The sequence below is a fragment of the Candidatus Clostridium helianthi genome (assembly GCF_045310795.1).
In the GTDB taxonomy this organism is placed as follows: Bacteria; Bacillota; Clostridia; order Clostridiales; family Clostridiaceae; genus Clostridium; species Clostridium helianthi.
Window position 1 is genome coordinate 1 of the sequence record NZ_JBJIAB010000014.1, and the last position, 19,878, is coordinate 19,878.

Annotated in this window: 25 protein-coding genes and 1 pseudogene; 25 read left to right on the top strand and 1 reads right to left on the bottom strand. The window is 28.5% G+C overall.

Going from position 1 to position 19,878, the window contains the following annotated elements; translation table 11 throughout:
- Positions 1-102 precede the first annotated feature (102 nt).
- From ACJDTP_RS12235 to ACJDTP_RS12250, 4 genes are all read left to right on the top strand, one after another.
- Positions 103-558 (top strand): hypothetical protein, encoded by a 456-nt coding sequence (locus tag ACJDTP_RS12235; RefSeq protein WP_078117205.1) that lies wholly within the window; start codon positions 103-105, stop codon positions 556-558.
- A gap of 137 nt (positions 559-695) precedes the next feature.
- Positions 696-872 (top strand): HAD hydrolase-like protein, encoded by a 177-nt coding sequence (locus tag ACJDTP_RS12240; protein ID WP_406761341.1) that lies wholly within the window; start codon positions 696-698, stop codon positions 870-872.
- A gap of 18 nt (positions 873-890) precedes the next feature.
- On the top strand, positions 891-1,709 hold the full coding sequence (locus tag ACJDTP_RS12245) for an EFR1 family ferrodoxin (protein ID WP_406761342.1): 819 nt from the start codon (positions 891-893) through the stop codon (positions 1,707-1,709).
- A 200-nt stretch (positions 1,710-1,909) separates the two neighbouring features.
- Complete coding sequence (locus ACJDTP_RS12250; protein ID WP_406761343.1) at positions 1,910-2,767, top strand: AraC family transcriptional regulator; 858 nt, start codon at positions 1,910-1,912, stop codon at positions 2,765-2,767.
- A 243-nt stretch (positions 2,768-3,010) separates the two neighbouring features.
- Here ACJDTP_RS12250 and ACJDTP_RS12255 read toward each other — a convergent pair whose 3' ends face one another.
- Entirely contained in the window at positions 3,011-3,256 is a 246-nt protein-coding gene (locus ACJDTP_RS12255) for a hypothetical protein (protein ID WP_406761344.1), read from the bottom strand.
- Positions 3,257-3,388: 132 nt separating this feature from the next.
- Between ACJDTP_RS12255 and ACJDTP_RS12260 the strand changes: the two genes are divergently transcribed.
- The 21 genes and pseudogenes from ACJDTP_RS12260 (at position 3,389) to ACJDTP_RS12360 (ending at position 19,692) form a co-directional block, all read left to right on the top strand.
- The gene (locus tag ACJDTP_RS12260; RefSeq protein ID WP_406761345.1) at positions 3,389-3,805 is read left to right on the top strand and encodes a DUF5673 domain-containing protein; all 417 of its coding nucleotides are present in this window, start codon (positions 3,389-3,391) and stop codon (positions 3,803-3,805) included.
- A gap of 371 nt (positions 3,806-4,176) precedes the next feature.
- On the top strand, positions 4,177-4,458 hold the full coding sequence (locus ACJDTP_RS12265; RefSeq protein WP_406761346.1) for a hypothetical protein: 282 nt from the start codon (positions 4,177-4,179) through the stop codon (positions 4,456-4,458).
- 118 nt (positions 4,459-4,576) lie between these two features.
- The gene (locus tag ACJDTP_RS12270) at positions 4,577-5,485 is read left to right on the top strand and encodes a hypothetical protein (protein ID WP_406761347.1); all 909 of its coding nucleotides are present in this window, start codon (positions 4,577-4,579) and stop codon (positions 5,483-5,485) included.
- A gap of 107 nt (positions 5,486-5,592) precedes the next feature.
- Positions 5,593-6,066 carry a GNAT family N-acetyltransferase gene (locus ACJDTP_RS12275; protein WP_406761348.1) on the top strand — a complete coding sequence of 158 codons (474 nt, stop codon included), beginning with the start codon at positions 5,593-5,595 and terminating at the stop codon, positions 6,064-6,066.
- Positions 6,048-6,485: pseudogene (locus ACJDTP_RS12280) on the top strand (sugar O-acetyltransferase); the annotation flags it as partial. The gene ACJDTP_RS12275 and the pseudogene ACJDTP_RS12280, both read left to right, overlap by 19 nt.
- Positions 6,486-6,636: 151 nt before the next feature.
- Positions 6,637-6,924 (top strand): YciI family protein, encoded by a 288-nt coding sequence (locus ACJDTP_RS12285; protein WP_406761349.1) that lies wholly within the window; start codon positions 6,637-6,639, stop codon positions 6,922-6,924.
- A gap of 317 nt (positions 6,925-7,241) precedes the next feature.
- On the top strand, positions 7,242-7,553 hold the full coding sequence (locus ACJDTP_RS12290; RefSeq protein WP_406761350.1) for a DUF3784 domain-containing protein: 312 nt from the start codon (positions 7,242-7,244) through the stop codon (positions 7,551-7,553).
- 57 nt (positions 7,554-7,610) lie between these two features.
- Positions 7,611-8,204 carry a glycerol-3-phosphate 1-O-acyltransferase PlsY gene (plsY, locus tag ACJDTP_RS12295; protein ID WP_406761351.1) on the top strand — a complete coding sequence of 198 codons (594 nt, stop codon included), beginning with the start codon at positions 7,611-7,613 and terminating at the stop codon, positions 8,202-8,204.
- A gap of 117 nt (positions 8,205-8,321) precedes the next feature.
- Positions 8,322-8,777: a GNAT family N-acetyltransferase gene (locus ACJDTP_RS12300; protein WP_406761352.1), complete on the top strand. Its 456-nt coding sequence runs from the start codon at positions 8,322-8,324 to the stop codon at positions 8,775-8,777.
- Between the two features lie 243 nt (positions 8,778-9,020).
- A complete protein-coding gene (locus ACJDTP_RS12305; RefSeq protein WP_406761353.1) occupies positions 9,021-9,680 on the top strand; it encodes a DUF975 family protein in 660 nt (219 codons plus the stop codon).
- 61 nt (positions 9,681-9,741) lie between these two features.
- Complete coding sequence (locus ACJDTP_RS12310) at positions 9,742-10,188, top strand: GNAT family N-acetyltransferase (protein ID WP_270562840.1); 447 nt, start codon at positions 9,742-9,744, stop codon at positions 10,186-10,188.
- The gene (locus tag ACJDTP_RS12315) at positions 10,178-10,822 is read left to right on the top strand and encodes a tRNA-uridine aminocarboxypropyltransferase (protein ID WP_406761354.1); all 645 of its coding nucleotides are present in this window, start codon (positions 10,178-10,180) and stop codon (positions 10,820-10,822) included. The genes ACJDTP_RS12310 and ACJDTP_RS12315 overlap by 11 nt, the downstream gene beginning before the upstream one ends.
- Before the next feature lie 656 nt (positions 10,823-11,478).
- Positions 11,479-11,871 carry a hypothetical protein gene (locus ACJDTP_RS12320; protein WP_406761355.1) on the top strand — a complete coding sequence of 131 codons (393 nt, stop codon included), beginning with the start codon at positions 11,479-11,481 and terminating at the stop codon, positions 11,869-11,871.
- 250 nt (positions 11,872-12,121) lie between these two features.
- Positions 12,122-12,700 carry a DJ-1/PfpI family protein gene (locus tag ACJDTP_RS12325; RefSeq protein ID WP_406761356.1) on the top strand — a complete coding sequence of 193 codons (579 nt, stop codon included), beginning with the start codon at positions 12,122-12,124 and terminating at the stop codon, positions 12,698-12,700.
- A 293-nt stretch (positions 12,701-12,993) separates the two neighbouring features.
- On the top strand, positions 12,994-13,245 hold the full coding sequence (locus ACJDTP_RS12330; protein WP_406761357.1) for a kinase to dihydroxyacetone kinase: 252 nt from the start codon (positions 12,994-12,996) through the stop codon (positions 13,243-13,245).
- Between the two features lie 531 nt (positions 13,246-13,776).
- Entirely contained in the window at positions 13,777-14,892 is a 1,116-nt protein-coding gene (locus ACJDTP_RS12335; protein WP_406761358.1) for a helix-turn-helix domain-containing protein, read from the top strand.
- 1 nt (position 14,893) lies between these two features.
- The gene (locus tag ACJDTP_RS12340; RefSeq protein WP_406761422.1) at positions 14,894-15,811 is read left to right on the top strand and encodes an ABC transporter ATP-binding protein; all 918 of its coding nucleotides are present in this window, start codon (positions 14,894-14,896) and stop codon (positions 15,809-15,811) included.
- 18 nt (positions 15,812-15,829) lie between these two features.
- Positions 15,830-16,624 (top strand): ABC transporter permease subunit, encoded by a 795-nt coding sequence (locus tag ACJDTP_RS12345; RefSeq protein WP_406761359.1) that lies wholly within the window; start codon positions 15,830-15,832, stop codon positions 16,622-16,624.
- 329 nt (positions 16,625-16,953) lie between these two features.
- Positions 16,954-17,502: a GNAT family N-acetyltransferase gene (locus ACJDTP_RS12350; protein WP_406761360.1), complete on the top strand. Its 549-nt coding sequence runs from the start codon at positions 16,954-16,956 to the stop codon at positions 17,500-17,502.
- A gap of 413 nt (positions 17,503-17,915) precedes the next feature.
- Positions 17,916-18,761, top strand: a complete 846-nt coding sequence (locus ACJDTP_RS12355) for a methyl-accepting chemotaxis protein (RefSeq protein WP_406761361.1) — start codon at positions 17,916-17,918, stop codon at positions 18,759-18,761.
- A gap of 577 nt (positions 18,762-19,338) precedes the next feature.
- Positions 19,339-19,692: a hypothetical protein gene (locus ACJDTP_RS12360; RefSeq protein ID WP_406761362.1), complete on the top strand. Its 354-nt coding sequence runs from the start codon at positions 19,339-19,341 to the stop codon at positions 19,690-19,692.
- The last annotated feature ends 186 nt before the right edge of the window (positions 19,693-19,878 follow it).

Genomic DNA, 19,878 nt, shown 5'->3' on the forward strand with positions numbered 1-19,878 from the left:
TATAAAATTAAGTATAGATTTATTTTAATTATGTGCTATTTTTAGGTCTCAACATCGCAATCAACACAACTCATATTACGCATTAATAAAGGGGATGGTTACATGGATTACTTTAGTTTAATGTGCCTTAAAGACATAGAATTTTATGGATTAACTGAACCTTATACAAATAGTTTAAGAATGTATTTTGATCGCTGCAAAGTAAGTGATACACCTGAAGATTTTGTAATTGTAGATAAGATTATTACGGACTGTTATCCAATCAATATTGATGCGCATTTGCCAACTTTACAACTGGATTTTGAATCTTATATCGCTTATTCAATAACAAATGAGTCATTTACTTCATGGGACGATTATGAGGTATTTGAGGGAAATGCATTCAGGATTTATACAAAATCAAGATATTTGGATTTTATTAAGGAACATACCTTTGCACATCAAGTTTGTGGAGATGTGTACCCAACCTTAACGCATTATGGGATCGTGTGCTTAAATCACATCGTTAATATTGTTTCAACTTGTACACCAGTTATTGTCGAGACAAATAAGCGTTAAGACATAATATTCGTATTTGACGTAGCAAGTTAAAAGGGGTTCTTCAAAAATTGAGCAATCTGGCATTTACAATTTATGTTATGATTAACTTGTAATAGTAAAATGCTGAATAATAAATTTTAATACTGGAGGTTGGTATGTATAATTGTATTATATTTGATATTGATGGTACGCTTTTAGACACTGAAATTGCAGTTCTTTCATCACTTCAAAAATTAGTATTTGAAGAACTCAATGAAAATTTGAGTTTTGATGAATTAAGATTCGCTTTAGGTATTCCTGGAGAAGTAACATTAAATAAACATATTAAGTAAATATGGGGTTGAATAATTATGTTAATTAATTCAGTAACAACAATATATTTTTCACCAACAGGTACAACTAAAAAAATTATTAATTCAATCGTAAAAGGAATGGGAATAGTTAATGATAAGATAGTTGATTTAACATTACCTAAAGCAAGAAGAGATGATGGCATTCCTTTAATTGATGGAGAAATAGTATTAATTGGAGTGCCTGTTTATGAGGAAAAAATTCCTGAAATAGTATATCCTTTTCTAGCAAACTTAAAAGGGAATGGGAGCCCAGTTGTGTTAGTTAGTGTTTATGGAAATATTGGCGATGGAATAGTCTTAAATCAGCTCGATTTTATAGCTCAAAAGTCAGGTTTTAAGGTGGTAGCAGCAGGTTCATTTATAGGAGAACATTCATTTTCCACAGAAGAAATACCTATTGCGCAAAATCGTCCTAACAATGATGATTTAAATAAGGCTGAAGAATTTGGAAAAAATATAATTAAAAAAATTGAAAATATAAATAGTTTAGAGGATGTTTCATTTAAAATTCCTCAAGGAAAGTTACCATTAATGGCAAAAATAGTACCTAAAAATAGTGCCAGATTATTTACAAAGACTCCTTTTGCAGATATGAGCAAATGCAGTCATTGTAATATATGTGTAAAACTATGTCCTGTGAGTGCAATTGACAAAGGAACTTTAGAAATAAATGAAAAACAATGTTTACGTTGCTTTTGCTGTGTTAAAATGTGCCCTAAAAAGGCAAGAAAAATTATTTATAAACCGAAATTACTGGTTTCAAAAGTGTTAACAATAAAAAACAGAATTATAAAGGAACCCAAAATATATCTGTAAAATTTATCAAATGAGATTCGTGAATAAGGGAATGTTTTTAGAAAATGATTTATATAAAGAGCGTAAATGAAGGCACTTAGTATATATCTAAGCAAAAAGGGTTAAAGGACAATATTTCTATAAGGACAAAACATAACACAAAAAGTCGGGAATAACCGTTTGAAAAGAGATAAGATATATGTACAGACAGGGGGATAATTATGAAATGGATTGAAGGAATTGGTGAAGCTATCAGCTATATTGAGGAGAATATCACTGAAGAAATAACAATAAAAAATATTTCAGAAAAAACATTTATGTCTCCATTCTATTTCCAGAAAGGCTTTGCAATGCTTTGTGGGTTTACGGTTGGAGAGTATATCAGACAACGCAGGCTTACTCTTGCTGGCAGTGACCTCGTTTCTACTGATGAAAAAATCATTGATATTGCATTAAAATATGGATATGCATCACCAGATAGTTTCACAAAAGCTTTTACTCGATTTCATGGTGTCACACCTACTGCTGTTAGAAAAGATGGAGCGATGATTAAGTCATTTGCTCCGCTGAAAATCAAGTTTTTATTGGAAGGCGGTTATATTATGGATTACAAAATTGTTGAAAAAGATTCGTTTACTGTCATGGGTGTATCAAAGGTGTTTAAGTATGAGAATGCATTTGCAGAAATTCCACCGTTTTGGACAGAGCATTATGAAGCTGGGAAGGGAAAATTTGTGTGCGGAATGTATGGAATATCCATAGATGAGAACATGGGATCAGATGAGTTTGAATATTTGATTGCAGATAATTATAATCCATCCATGGAAATACCTAATGGTTTTGTCACAAAGATTATTCCTAAACACACATGGGCTGTTTTTGCTTGCAAGGGTGCAATGCCAAAATCGTTGCAAGATATGAATAGAAAAATCTTTTCAGAATGGCTGCCTAATTGCAAGGATTATGAAATTGCAGCAGGTTATAATATTGAAATGTACACTGATATAGCTGATTATCCTAATGGTAATCAAGATGAAAATTACTACAGCGAAATCTGGATTCCTGTTAAGAAAAAATAGTAACGTAAAAGAGTATGATTTGAAGCTAATCAGATTCCAAGTTTGTAAGCTTGATGCAGAATAGTTTTAAATCTAGTTCTGTCACATTTTCATAAGCTATAAATCACTAAAAATAAATAGAAAATTATAAAATCGCATTATTCAAAAGTTGATATGTTTCCTTTAAGATAGACAAATAAAAAATATGTTACTTGAAGAGGAGCAGTTCAAATAATTGAATTTGCGATTTTTTTATATGCAATACTAAAATTCCATAAAATAAGAAGTATAAAAAATAGCTAATATAAAAGCACTTATAATAGAGAATTGAGCAAAGAATTTCTGGTTATTAGTTAATTTGGAATTTAAAAATACATATTTATAATTGATTGCTCCAAGAAATGGAAATATGAAGATGAAATATCTGCTCTTATTGTAATCTGTTATTAAATCGAGTGAAATAAAAAATACATTTAAAAGTACTATAAAAACTACTTTAATATTTGACATAGCTCTTCTCCTAAATACCCTTTTACGAAATTATACCATATATTTAGGAAATAAATATATAATAATGAAACATTTACAATATATGTTATAATAGATTAGTAATGTTTAATTTTAAATGGTGAGGTGAATCACTTGAGTGGGTTTTATGGATTTTCAATTTTGGGTATAGTGTTCTTTATTTTTACAACAGGAATATTATTAAAAGATTTATATACATTATGTATTCATGGTAGAAGTATTCTAAAAGTAGAAAAAGGAATAGGATTAGCTATTTTTTGGTTGGTATTAATAATAGTTTGGTGCTTGTTATTGTGGCAAAATGTAAAGTTTTATGTTAGACATGGAAATAACGGTATTATTAATAATATTGTTACTAATATATTTTGGATAGAATTCTCAATCTCTAATATAATAAAATCGTTAAGAAGTTCAGAAATAAGAGAAAATGGAATATATAAGTCGGGATATTTTTATAAGTGGTCTAAGATTAAGAGTTATAATTGGACAACATCAAATACAATCGAATTTAAAGTTAGTAGTTTTTTTTAAAGTAATTCAAGTCTTAAGTTTACAATAAATGAAGAATATAAAGCAAAAGTGGAAGAAGTGATTCAAAGAAATATTGCGTTATAGTTTTTTAGATTAATAAAAACAAAATATACATTAGATTTAGATGTCGCATTAGTTGAATAGAAGAATGGGGCATTTTTTATATTTGATTTGTAGATTTGATTCAGCAATTGATATAAAATATGTTTTTTAAAAATTGAATAATGTGATGTTTACAAAATATGTTGCAATTAATCAGAATAGTAATTTTTATACAGAAAATTTTTGGGGATCAAATAATATTCTATTGAGAATATATACTATAATTTATATTAGACATGATGATATAGAGTAAATATTGGAGGTGTATTTTGAAATCGATAATTTATAAAAATCCAGTAAAATCAGGAATAATACTTAACTTATTTTCTATGTGTTTAAGTATATATGCAATTAAGTATAGTGTTTCATTACTAAGCATAGCACTTGTTTCAGTAGGAATTTTAAATAGAAAAATTATTGACAATGGGGTTTGTCTAGACAAGAAGAAAAAAATGATCATAATGGTTAGTTTTATAATAATGATATCTGTATTTTTTATTTACAGTCAGTATTTTCACTATATAATAAATAAGCAACTTGAGAATATGTAATATGTATCCGTAAAGTAATGTTATAATTTACTTATAAAACAGTCCTTTTTTATTTTAGAATTTGGTTAGAGAATTCTGGTATAGATTATTAAAATATTTTTATAAAGGAATAAGGATAATGAATAAGAAGTATGCGCTAAAGCTAACTATTGTGTCGCTTTTTATAGGTGTAGCTATTTTTGTTATAACAGGTTGTAGTAATCATAAGTTAGCTTCTCGTGAAGCAGAACAAAATGTGAAGGCTTTCTTATATAACAAATATGGACAAGACTTTACTGTGAATGTAATGGAATATAATAAAGCAGATTATGTTGGAGTTACATTACCCACATATTTTAAACTTGAAGCCGTAAGTAATGGGAAAAAATATAATGTTTTTTATGAAAATAATATAAAATATTACTCGTGGACAAAAGATTCAGAAGATATAAAATATCCCAATTCAAATGAACAAGTTGAAGAAAATATTGAAGGTAGGGATTGGAACAAAGAGATATCAGATTATTACGCAAAGCGGATTGGTGAATATTGTAGTGATGGTTATTTAAAGGAATTACATTTTGTAAGAAACAGAACTCCATCAAAAGTTGGAATGACTGCAGAAGAATATCTAGACGAACTTTTTGATTATTCTGCACCATCAATATATATAGACTATGCAATATTTGTGGATAATACAGACAGTGTTCGTGAGAATAATAATGTTTTAAAGAAAATAGATGATGGTATTCGTAGAAAACCAGGTGATTCTAGTCAGTCAAAAAATTTATATCCACATGACACATTTTTTCAGGAACATTTCCTTATTGTATCTAAGAAAGACAAAGAAGAATATATAAAAAAAGTTGGGGAACACAATAAATTGGATGCAGATTATTATGGTAACAAAATGTCAGATGAATATGCAGAAAAAGTAAAGCCCCTAGATGACTGGTTTAAAAAAGCAGAACAAGATTCTTGTATTGTTGAACATGATAATATAGGACCAAATCCAAATGAGGTAGTACAAAATTGGAGAAAAAAATAAATATATCTATAAAATATCTCATTGTTCAAAAACGAATTTGGGGTATTTTTTGTTGTACAAGTACTATGCAATTCTAAAATAGGGTGAGTGGGATAGAGGCATATGAAATGAGATTTATATTGGGAGAATTTACAGAATTATATGCGAAAGAAATTTGTAATTGGAAATATGATGGAGAATATTCTATATATAATTATCCATCGTGGACTAAAGTACTTGATAATAAATGGGCTATAACAATAGAAGAGAAAAGAAAAAAGGAATTTTTTGCTGTAATTGATGAGGAATATAAGTTATGTGGATATATAAGACTACAAGAGAAAAATGAATGTATTCTTGTTGGAGTTGGATTAAAACCATCTCTATGTGGACAAAGACTAGGAAACACATTAATGGAGATAGTAAAACAGCAATGCGCTAATTTATATCCAAGGAAAATAATTGCTTTAGAGGTGCGATCTTTCAACGAGCGGGCAGTTAAATGCTATAAAAGAGCAGGATTTATAGTAAAGGAAATATATAAAAAAGATACTCCTATTGGGTACGGTGAATTTATAAGAATGGAACTTGCCATCCCCTAACATTTATTGAGCCGTCATTTCGTTGCGATTATGGTTTTAATATACATACCCATGGGCTTGCTGTGATTAACTATAATTGTGTAATATTAGATACATCGCCAGTTTACATTGGTGCAAATGCATTTATAGCTCCTGGAGTTTGTTTGGCTTGCTCAGGACATGCCATATTTTCAACACAAAGGGCAGAAGGGATTGGAACCTCAAAACCTATTACAATAGAAGATGACGTATGGATTGGTGCTAATTCAACTGTATGCAGTGGAGTTACTATAGGAAAAGGTAGCATTATTGGGGCAGGAAGCGTAGTAAATAAAGATATTCCAGCAGGGGTAATTGCAGTAGGTAATCCTTGCAGAGTATTACGGAAGATTACAGAAGAAGACATAATTAACTTGTCAGTTGAGCAAGGCAATTTCTAATTTGTAGAGTTTACTATATTTTTTTGCAATAATAAAGCAAAATGTGCAGGTAGAAGTTTAAATAATGTAATTTGAAAAGTTAATAGTGCGATATTTACAAGTATGTTATAATTTATAAAACAAATTGTAATTTAGACTTGGGGGAAAGAAAATGTTTATAGTAAATTTAACTTATGTTAAACCACTAGAAGAGGTTGAAAAGCATTTGGAAGATCACATTACATTCTTAAATAAATACTATGCTAGTAACAACTTTATCTGCTCAGGGAGAAAAAATCCTAGAGATGGTGGAATAATTTTATGCAGCGCAAAAAGCAAAGAAGAGGTAAATGAGATTATTAGTGAAGATCCATTTTATAAAAATGGAGTTGCTAATTATGATGTAATAGAATTCCAACCAACAAAGTATTCTGAAGGTTTTAAAGAGTTTGTTGAGTAAAGTTTGCTTTATAGATTAATATAACTCCTAAAAAATAAATAAGAATTTTAAATATCACATTATTCAAAATAATAAATGGGTAATGTGATATTTACTATTTATGTTAGAATTAATTACAATAGAAATTAGTTAGAAACTAGATATTTTCTATTTTTACTTGAGGAGATGGAAAATGATGATTATTGGCTTTATTATGTCAGCTATTTTTGGATTGCTTTTCTAGTTTGGCTCATATATCTTTCTAAAAATATACATTTTAATCCAGAAAAAGCATTTGATAAATATAAAAAATAATAATTTAATTGGGAGATGAGCACGTGATTAATTTGATATTAATAATCCCATTAGGACTAATTTCTATATTTTTAGGATGGCGTATTTGGAAAAAAGAGCAGATAACATTGATTCATGATTATCATTATGCAAGGGTTGCTGAAAGTGATAAGAAACCTTATACTGAGGAAGTTGGAAAAGGATGCATTATCATAGGAATTGGAATTATACTGACAGGCATTATTAATTTAATAGGAAACACAAAATATGGATGGATATGTTTTGTAATATTTGCTGTATTGGGGTTTAGGATGATGTTTAGAGCACAAAAGAAATATAATGGGGGATTGTTCTAATTTTAGGGCATCTCACTATTATAAATTTAAAAAATAGAACAAAGTTAGGGTGAATATATGATTATTATTTTATCAATTATAGTATCTTTTTTATGTGGTTCAATTCCAACAGGATACTTAATTATCAAAAAGTTGCACGGAATTGATATAAGGACCAAAGGCAGTGGGAATATAGGATCTACCAATGTTAATAGAGTAGCAGGACGTAAAATATCTATTATTACGCAAATAGTGGATATTTCAAAAGGTATAATTCCTGTAGCCTTAGGAATTTGTTTAGCAAAGATTTTTGAACTACAAATATCAATAGATACTTATGTTTCGATTATTGCTATAGCGGTAATTTTGGGACACGATTTTACTCCATTCCTAGGATTTAATGGTGGGAAGGGCGTTAATACAACTATTGGTGCATTCTTTGTAATTGTACCAATTCCAACATTGGTTGGAGTTGCAGTTCATTTTATATTGCGTTTATTTACAAGTATAGTTTCTATAAGGTCAATTGCAATAGGGGTAACAATACCTTTAATGTGTATAATTATGAAAGCACCTGTTTCAATAATAGTAAGTAGTTTAATAGCATGTGTTTTAATGATATATAAACATAAAGATAATTTAATAAGACTTTTAAATAATGAAGAAAAATAATCTTAAATTATCATTAATTAATTAGAGAATGGATTTACCACTATTTACAATACTGTTATAATTTGTTTATATAGCAAGTTAGTTTGTATTAAATATTAATTGAGTAGTGGAGGGGTTATGAATATTTCTATTGTTGAAAAGGGAATAAAAGAAATTGAGTTAATGAAACCATTATGGGAGCAACTTAATTCTATTCACTATAATAAATCTGTACACTTTAAGGATAAATATGACAGATTTACTTTTGACAAAAGAATAGAATCTATTTGTAAAAAGGCTAAAAATGGTGTTATTAAGTTAGATATGCTTCTAGACAATGAAACAGAAAATTATGTAGGATATTGTTTAAGCTCAATTGAAGACAATTTAGGAGAGATAGAATCGATATTTATTGATAAAAAGTATAGAAAGCTTAAGTTAGGAGACAAGCTTATGACAAATGCTTTAAGCTGGTTTGAATCTAACGCTATAACAGATATTCAAATTAATGTGGTATATGCCAATGATGAAGCGTTACCTTTCTACAGTAATTATGGTTTTAAAATTGGAAATTACATTTTAAAAAGGACATAATTATAGAAAATTATAGTTTTATATTTATAAAAGTATAATTGGATTGTAAATTTATATATCACATTGAGTGAAATTAGGAATATGATATCTTAGACAAAATTTCAGAATATGTACTAGTATTAGTAGCACTAGAAATAATTAAATTTGAACTCAATCAATAGCAAGTTAGTAGAAAAATATTTTATGGAGATCGATAACAGGTCTAGTTTATTATTAATTTGAGAGAAGTTTAGAGGGAGATATATGGATATTGAGAGCAAAGAAATAAGAAAAAGTGCAAGATACAGTTTGAAAGGCAATTGGAAAATTGGAATATTAAGTACGCTAGTGTACAGTTGTGCAGGTATTATAGGAGGCTTATTTCAAGATTCTAGTGTTATATGGAATTTGATATTAGAAATTATATTTGGTGCATTATTTACATTTGGATATTTTAGTATAATATTAAACATCGTTAGAGGCGAGAATGTTAATTTTTCAGATATATTTACTGGCACAAAGAAATTCACTAAAGCATTAGGAATGACGTTAGCAGTAAATATTCTTACACTATTATGGTCATTATTATTAATAATCCCAGGGATAATAGCAGCTGTAAAATATTCTATGACATACTATATATGGGCTGATAATCCTAATATAAGCATTCAAGAAGCAATTGATAGAAGTATTAAAATGACAGATGGACACATTTCAGAAATATTTTGGTTATATATAAGTTTTATAGGCTGGAGCTTACTAGTAATAGCTCCAGCAGCAGCTATAAAATATTGGCATCCCGAATATTTTGATGTATTTATGTCTTTTGGAATGATTTTTGTAAATGTGTATGTTAATGTATCTTTTGGATCTTTATACACTAAGTTGCTTCAAGAAGGGCAGAGAGATTTAGAAGCATATTAATTTTGCGCTGAATGATAAATATAAATTATGAATTAATAATTAAATATAAGGTGGGAGTTTTATGATTATAGAGAAGTTGAATATAGATGACCTTCCGCAGGTTTTAGAATTATATAATAATCTTACTCCGTTTGAAACTCCTATCAGTAAATCTATTGAAACATATGAGAAAATGCTGATGGACGAGAACTATTATTTGGCAGTTGCTAAAGAAGATACTAAAATAATTGGAACTGCTCTTGGGATATGCTGTAGATCATTGGAAGTATCTTTTTTAGTAATTGAAGATGTAGTTGTTAAAGATGGATTGAGAGGAAAAGGTGTAGGAAAAAGATTAATGGAAGCTCTTGATGAATTTTCAAAAGCTAAGAACTGTGCTTATTCAATTTTAGTATCCTCAGCACATAGGGACGCTGCACACAAGTTTTATGAAAAGTCTGGTTTTGTAGATGAAGTGAGAGGATTTAGGAAAGTATATGATCAACATAGGAGGAAGAATGGAGTCTGAATTTAAAGTTAAGCAAATTACTAAGTTATATGAAAGTTGCAATAAATGTGGGTTGCCAATAATAAATTGTATCTGCGATATTGTGCCTAAAATAAAGACAAAAGCAAAGATATTGATATTATCAACAGAAAGAGAATTTAGTAGGCCTTCAAATACCGCTAGATTATTGAAATTGGTGAATCCAGAATCAACTGAGTTAATTCTTTGGGAGAGAGTAAAGACTCCTGAAAAATTAATAGAATATATTAATAGCGATGATTATGAAATACATATATTATTTCCTATGGATGATGATGAGCCTCTAGAAAGAAAGTCTAAATGCAAAGATTCAGAAAAAATTCCAGCATTTATTATCTTAGATGGCACATGGAAAGAAGCAGAGAAGATACTAAGAAAGAGTGACTACTTAAAGAAGCTTCCAAGAATTTCATTAAATCCAATTAATAAATCAGAATATACATTGAGAAAAGGTGCTTCAGAAGGAGAACTTTGCACCATTGAAGCAGCAATTGAAGTGCTTAAGTTAAATTCTGAATTTGAGAATGCACAACTAATTAAAAGTACTTTCGATTTATTTATGAGAAGTTTTAAAGCAGGGGTTAGTGGCGTAGAGCTTAAAGATATAAATATATAAGATATTCAGATTACAAGTCCACTATCAATGTACATAGCTGATAATTGATACTTATAGAAGATTTGCACGCAGTATAAATAATCTTAAAAATATTGAAGAAGTTAAGATAGAAGATCTCAAATTCATATTGTGAAGTTGGGATCTTTTTATATAATTTTGAGATTGTATTTGATATGTAGGGTTCCACAATGATATTCAAACTTATAAAATTTCAATATCGCTGGTATTCATGAAATTTAACAGTAGATATGTATTGTTATCAATATGGAATCCTATATAGATAAACAACTTAAGAATTTGATTTATACTTTGCAATAAATACCATATTAGAAAGTAGAAACATTTTTATGCAACAGGTATTGAAAATGAGCTGTTAAAAGCTCTTAATTGTAGGTTGTTCAACTAATGCTTGTCACAATGAAATTGGGAGCAAGCATTAGTGGTGCAACCTGCAATTTAGTACTTTCAGCGAAATTTTCATAGTCCTGTGAAATAACAATGTTTTTACTTTCGGCAGGTTATTACATAAGTCTAAGTTATATATTGTTTATCTATAAATATGCGAATAATAAAACTACATTTACAATATATGTTATAATTTATTTGTGATGGAAGTTTATTGTAAATTATTATAGAATACGGGGGAGTGAGTGCACGTGAAAAGAAAACTACCTATGATAGTTATATTTATTGGAGATATGAGTTTGATTTATGCAGCCTTAATTATAATATCAATTTCACCTATGAAAAGCATTATGGAGAAGATTGGAGTTTATCCAATTCCAGTATATAATTTTTTAGATGGTGCGCTTAGAGTATTAAGCGTTATAGTTCTATTAACAATAGCCTATGGATATTTTAAGCTTAAGAAATGGGCATACTTAGAAATCATAATTTATAATGTATTTTTTTTAGTAGTATCTATGTTCTTTATAGCCATGAAGACAAGCAATCCATATAATACTCCAAATATTATAGAATCACTGTTAGGACTCATAATTGCATTTCCATCCAAGAGATATTTTTTTAAAGAGGAATATAATTCGTAATATATATTCACGTAATATATTTATATTTAAAATTCTGGTAAACCAAAGGTTAAGATAGAAATGGTAATGTAAGAATCAAATTGAAAGTGACAATACATAAGCTAATATGTAGATTATATATCATGAAAATTTATGAGAGGTAAAAGTGGTAGACTATGTTAATTCGAGAAGTAATTGGTTTGAAATACATACTTCTAACTAACAAGATTATAGGAAAGTTTATGAATATGAACATAGGGAAGGGGATTATATGGATAAAATATTATTTTTCATTTTTGATGAAATGACAGACTATGAAGTTACATTTATCAGTCATTTACTAAGTTCAGAGGCAGGTAAAGAAATAATTACAATCTCCTATGAAGATAAAATGATTAAAGGACGCTCTGGTTTCTTATATAAATCAGATAAATTAGTTAAAGAGGTCTTAAATTATGACGTAGATGGATTAATTATTACTGGAGGATGGTATGGTGATGTAAAACCAGAATTACTAGAACTTATCAATAAAATATATTTAGAGGGGAAATTAGTAGGCGGTATATGTGGAGCAGGAACAGTTTTCTTAGCAAAGTCTGGAGTTTTAAATAATGTTAAGTATACTACGCCTATTAATCAATGGACACAAAAACATATTGATATATATGGAGAAAATGACCCATTTCCAAGAGAGAATTTTGTGCCTAAAAGAGCAGTGAGAGATAAAAATGTAATAACGGCTCAGGGAACAGCTTTTATTGACTTTGCAATAGAAATATGTGATTGGTTCAAATTATTTGAAAGCCAAGAAGATAGAGATAATTTCGAAAAAGAAATTAAGGGATTATAAATGGATAATTTTAAAAAAGAGACTTAATAATTGGAGCATGTCTTACGCAAGTTCCTCAGTTAGACTCAATTAAATTAGTTCTCCCGTTCATTACCGTATTAATTTTTTGGATTATGAATTTTGGACTAAAGAAATTGGCAATAATTAAAAAGTATGCTGAGATAAAGCAATAAGTTCTTGTCCAATTAAGATCATTAATAATATCATAAATTAAGGAGATTATAAGAAATATCTGCAGTAAAGTTTATTATATTTTTAAGATTATTTATTTAAAGAGGAAGAGGAGGAAAAATATGCTTGAATATAAATTTGATACGCAATTATTAATTGAAGGAAAAAATCTTTCAGAAGATGAAATAAATGAATATATAACAAAAAACATTGAGGGAGATTCTCTGCTTGCAGTTGGAGATGAGGAATTAATTAAGATTCATTTCCACACAAATGTTCCATGGCAAGTACTTGAGTATTGTGCTTCTCTAGGAGAAATATATGATGTTGTCATAGAGAATATGGAGCGACAAGCAAATGGACTCAAAGGCTAAATGGTAAATTATTGAAATTAAATATAATGCTGAAAAATCGTATTATTCAAAGAAGATGATATGCTCCCTTTAAGGTAAACAGATAAAAAATAAAAATCTGTTATTTTAATGGGAGTATTTTTATATCTAAAAATGTGAAGTTTAAAGTTAGTATAGATAAACAACTTAAGAATTTGATTTATAATTTGCAATAAATATCATACTAGAAAGTAGAAACATTTTTATGCAGCAGGCATTGAAAATGAGCTGTTAAAAGATCTTAATCGTAGGTTGTTCAACTAATGCTTGTCACAATGAAATTGGGAGCAAGCATTAGTTGAACAACCTGCAATTTAGCACTTTCAGCGAAATTTTCATAGTCCTGTGAAATAACAATGTTTTTACTTTCGGTGGATTATTGCATAAGTCTAGCTTATATATTGTTTATCTATAATTAAGTTTCTTGTAGGTTAACTTTTTCTACTAATATCAACTAGGAATCCATTTACGGAAAATATAGAAACACATAAAATATTATTAGAGGTGAGGAATATGAAAAAGTTAAATATAGGAGAATGTATTGCTTATAAGAGGAAAGAGAAGGGAATAACTCAGGAGCAATTAGCAGATTATATTGGAGTTTCTAAAGCATCTGTTTCTAAATGGGAATCTGGATTAAGTTATCCAGATATCTTACTTCTTCCTGAGCTTGCGACTTACTTTAATATTTCGGTTGATGAATTATTAGGATATTCCCCGCAGCTTACAAAAGAAGACATTAAAAAGATTTATAAGGAACTTTCAAATGAATTTGCTATAAATCCATTTGATGAAGTAATAAATAAATGTGAGAAGTTAATAAAAAAATACTATTCTTGCTTTCCTTTTTTGATTTCTATGATTCAATTATTAATAAATTATTCTATATTAGCAAAAACTGATGATATAAAAAATGAAATTTTTCAGAAATGTATATTATTAAGCAAGAGAATAAAAGAAGAATCAAATAATATTTCTGAAATAAAGATTTCAAATACCATGGAAGCATTGGCACAAATGTCATTAGGAAATAGCGAAGAAGTTATTCGATTATTGAATAATAAATTAATACCGTATAGTGGTGAAGATGCAATACTAATTAATGCATACAAGATGCAAGGAGAAATTGATAAAGCAAATGAGGTTAATCAAATACTTGTATTTAATAATGTAATAAACATGTTAACACTTTTAAACAACTATCTTTCAATAAATATTATGGAGCCAGTTTTGTTTGAAAAGATCTATTCTCAAGGTGTTCAGATCATTGAGTCTTTTAATCTTAATGAGATTTTGACAAATGATGTTTTAGGAATTCATATTGTTGCAGCACAAGGTTATTCAATGCACAAAGAGAAGGAAAAGGCCATATGTGCCTTAGAGAAGTATGTAAATACTGTCTGCAAAATAAAGTTTCCATTGAAATTTAAAGGAAACGATTATTTTACTAAGGTTGATAAATGGCTTGAGGATAATAGCTATATTGGAACGAGCACTCCTGTAGATGAGATAACAATAAAGAAAAATCTTGTTGCTACAATTACTGAAAATCTGGCATTTGTATCATTAAGAGAAGAGGAAGCATACAAATTCCTTGTTAAAAAACTGAAGAGAAAGTTGGATGAATAAAATGAATGCAATAAATATAGAGAATCTCAACAAGTCTTATGATGGAAAGACTAATGCTTTGAATGATATAAATTTGAGCATACCAAAAGGCGAGATATTTGGCTTTCTTGGACCTAATGGTTCAGGAAAAACTACAACAGTTAGAATTCTGAATGGAATTCTTTCAGCGACATCTGGTCATGCCGAAATTTTAGGGATTCCTGTTTTGGAAAATAACATTGAAATTCATAGATTATGTGGAGTTATGACTGAAAGCTCCAGCTGTTATGAGAATCTCACTGGAAAACAAAACTTAATGTTCTTTGGAAAAATGCACGGAGTTGAAGAAAATTTACTTAATGAACGTACTGATTCTATATTAAAAAGGTTAGAGCTGCTAGAGGTGAAAGATAAGAAGGTTAAATCTTTTAGTACAGGAATGAGAAAGAGAGTTTCATTAGCTATAGCATTAGTTCATAATCCCCAAATTTTATTTCTTGATGAACCAACGTCTGGTTTAGATCCAGAAAACGCATTAAATGTTACAAAGCTTGTAAAGGAACTTGCAGAAGAAAATGAAGTTACAATATTTCTTTGTACACATCAATTAAAATATGCTGAAGATATATGTACTCAGTATGGTTTTATAAACAATGGGAATATCCTTGGGGTAGGCACCTTTGATGAACTTGCTTCAAAGAAAAATGCAAAACTTCAACTAAAAATTAGAGGAAAGAATATTTCTGATAAATTTGGATTTATCTATGAAGGCAATGGCATATATAGCAAACCTATTTCAGGAGACCAAGAGGTAAATACTCTAATACAAAGCATAACGAAAGATGATGGAGAAATTTATGAGGCGATGCAGCAAAAATGGTCTTTGGAGCAGCTGTATTTCAAATATATAAAAGGTACATCTGATGATGTGTCTTTATAAATCAGGAGTGATTAGAATATGAAGAGTAATGAAAAAGCACTTATATATAAAGATATAAATGAGTTAGTAAGTTCAAAACGAGTAATTCTTCCTATGACTATTGTTCCAATTATCTTGACAATAATAGTGCCTCTTGGAATACTCATAGGTGCAAATTTTATAGGAAGTGACTCAAGCACTATTACAAAAATGGCTCCTCTTATAAGGAAATTACCTTATGAATATACAACATACACTCCAGCTCAATTACTAGTAAAAGTAGCCATAAACTTCATGTTTCCATCATATTTTCTTATAATACCTATAATGTGTTCAGCAGTTATTGGGGCTAGTAGTTTTGTAGGAGAAAAGGAACATAAAACTTTAGAGTCCTTGCTTTATACTCCAACATCAATGGAGCAATTACTTAGAGCTAAAATTTTAGGTGTATTTATTCCATCGTATATTGTGACTTTGATCTCATTTATAGCAATTGGAATAATATTTAATATAGGTGGCTTTATATACTTTGGAGAACTTATCTTTCCAGATATAAAATGGCTGATAATTATACTTTGGCTTTCACCTGCAATTAATTTGCTATCGTTGATACTTACAGTTATGGTGTCAGCAAAGTCGGAAACTTTCCAAGAAGCACAACAAATAAGCGGACTTCTTGTAATCCCAGTTATTCTTGTATTAATTGGTCAGATGACAGGAGTGCTATTACTTAGTAATTTTATAATTATTGTAGCAGGAGGAGTTCTTCTAATACTTGATTATTTTCTAATAAAGAGAATTTCATCTAAATTCATCCCAGAAAAGTTAATCTAAAGTAAGAAAATTTATAAGATTAGATTCCATAATGAAAGTATTTATTTAAAATTTAATAGAGTGATATCTTGGTGAAAAAATACTGTGATAAGATCTGTTTTAAAACAAATTTCTTATAGTACTTTTTCACCATTATTTTATTCTATAGGAATTTATATTGGAGTGAAACTAAGCATAACTTTTAAAAGTATAAGAAATACATAACCTGAGAAGGAGATTTTCTTGTAAATTAATGTGATGTTTTAAATTTGTGTTATAATATGGTAAGGTTTCAAAATGTTATATAAAATTTGGACAGACTTATGTTATAATGAGTGGAGTTGTTAATTATGATATTTGAAGACAAAAAAGTAAAATTGAAAAATGGAGAAGAATGCATATTAAGAAGTCCTGATGTAAAGGATGCAGAAAAATTAATTGATTACTTAAGAAAGGCATCATCAGAAACAGACTATATGCTTAGGTATACAGAAGAAATTACTATGACTATAGAAGATGAAGAAAAATTCATCAATGACATTAATGAAAGTAATAAGGATGCAATGATTTCAGCATTTATTGATGATAAACTTGTTGGAAATTCAAGCATATGTACTATTGGAAATATGATTAAAGTTTCACACAGAGCAAATTTTGGAATAGCAGTTATTAAAGAAGCTTGGAATCTTGGAGTTGGAAAAGCTTTGTTAACTGAAATCTTAAAATATGCAAAAAAAGTAGGATTTGAACAAGTTGAATTAGAGGTAGCAAGTGATAACTATAAGGCAATAAACTTATATGAAGAATTTGGTTTTAAAAAGTATGGGACAAGAAGCAACTCTTTTAAATTAAAAGATGGATCATATTACACAGAATATTTAATGATGAAAAATTTATAGGTATTCAAGATTTAATATTATTCGCTTATTCTTAATAAAGCGTTATTTTTGTTGTGTGAGTATTTTAAGTTATATAATAAAAAAATGAAATCGCAGTTTTTGTTTAGATAAAATTCTGCTAGGCACAGTGGTGTAATGTTACAGAATCTGGGGTTAATAGAAAAATATTATAAGCTTTACTAACAAACTAAATAGAAGATGAAATCTATAATTTATTTACATTCAAATTATAAAGATAACTTAGAGATTTATTTGAGATTAAAGCAATATTATTTATAGTTTATTGTTTAATTATATTAATGAAAATAGATTGATATTTGCAAAATAATAAAGGAATTTGACTACTTATGTAGAATAATTAATATTATTAAGAAGATAGTATAGGTGAATATAAATATTTGAGGAGGATTATCATGGGATATAAAGAACATTTAACTGAGAATTTAACAGACGAGGAAATTTTAAGGGCATTTTCTATTGTTTTGCCATATCTTAACGATCTATCAAGAGATGATACAGCGTTTGGATTAACAGATACTGAAAAATATATAGAATATGAAGATCCTAAAGGATTTCAGTTGCAACTTAGAGCTGGCTCTGAACCATTAGATGTTATAAAAGATTCTTTAAGAAGTGGAAAACTTGAAAAAGGTGATACAAATGTATCAGGGAAAGAAATAAAAGTTATATCAATACCTATTAGAAATTCAAAAGGGAAGATCATTGGAACAATTAGTGATGGAATTGATTTAGATGATACTACTAGATTGGTAAATAGTGTTTCAGAAATATCAGAATCATTAGACCAAGTTTCTACAAGTGTTAGTGAATTAGCTAATTCTGCCTCAAATTTTGCTCTAACTGGACAAAAGACTCTAAAGCAGGCTCAAGATGTTATGGAGACTTCAAAGAAAACATCAGACGCTATAGAAATTATTAAGAGTATCGCTGATCAAACGAATTTACTAGGGTTAAATGCAGCTATTGAATCTGCAAGAGCTGGTGAACATGGCAAAGGATTTAATGTTGTATCAACTGAAATCAGAAAGCTTGCAAGCCAAAGTAAGGAATCAACTAAAACAATAAATGATATTGTTATGAATATGAATCAGTCAATAAATACTATAATTGGAGCTGTAAATGAATCAGCATCAGAAAGTGAAGAACAAGCAGCAGCTATTGAAGAAATAAGCGCTACTATTGAAAGTATAAATGCTAATTTAAAAAGATTAAATGAATTTATTGAAAGATTTGCATAAGTTTAAGCAATAATAATAAATAATATAGATAGTAAAATATCGCTGTATTCATATGAATTTGCGATATTTTTTATTTAGTAATTTTATAATATATAGATACCTAAATTTAAAACTGCATTTATGTGATAACTTACCGAAATCATAAATATTTTGATTCCGAAAAGCTATGAAAATATCGCTGAAGGTTCTAAGCAGCAGGTTGTAGCCACTTTAGCATGCTCCAACTTTCCTAGGGAAGATCGACTCATTACATTCACTGAGGAAGTTCGAGAACCCAAAATAAAATTTTGGACTCTCACTTCACAAGCTAAAATGGAGCAACCTACAGCTAAGAACCTTTAACAGCTCATTTTCAAATGTTTTCTTCACAAATATATTTATGATTTCTAGTGAAGACACGAACTTAAAGTTTTAGAAACCTTGTAAATATGTTCATCTAATAAATAAAATTCCTAAGTTATTTATCTGTATATACGCTGAAATAATAAATTTGCACTTGAACTCTAGCAAGTCAAATGCTCAATTAAACATATAATGTAGAAAATTAATTACAATATATATATGGAAGGAGATAGTCATGAATTTTTATATTTTTACTTTAGCTATATGTTCAATAATATTTTTAATATATGCTCTTAATGGTGTATTTTACATATTGAAAAAACCAGAAGCTATAATTAATAAAAAATTATCGAAAACAAAAAGGATATATGAAATTACAGATGTTGATGAGTATTTAAGTAATTTAGGAAAATTAAATTTATATTCAGCTATTATTCTTTATGCAGGTGTTTTAATTTCACTTTATGCTGACAAGTACAGATACCAGATTTCAATGTATATATATTGTAATTTATTTTGCTTATTTCTATTTGATAAGAAGCAGATTTATGAGAAAGATAGAAAAATATTTAATTCGCAAGGATACTAAAGATTAAAATAAATGCGCTACTGATCAAAAAATTATTCTTGACCAGTAGTAATTAAGTATTTTTGAAGAATAAACATTAAAATAGAAAGTGCGCATAGTTTTGCACAGATATTGTATAAAAAGTTTACACTTATTTTTGGAAATAAATATAAGTGTGAACTTTTTCGCTTTTTTATGTTTTAATTT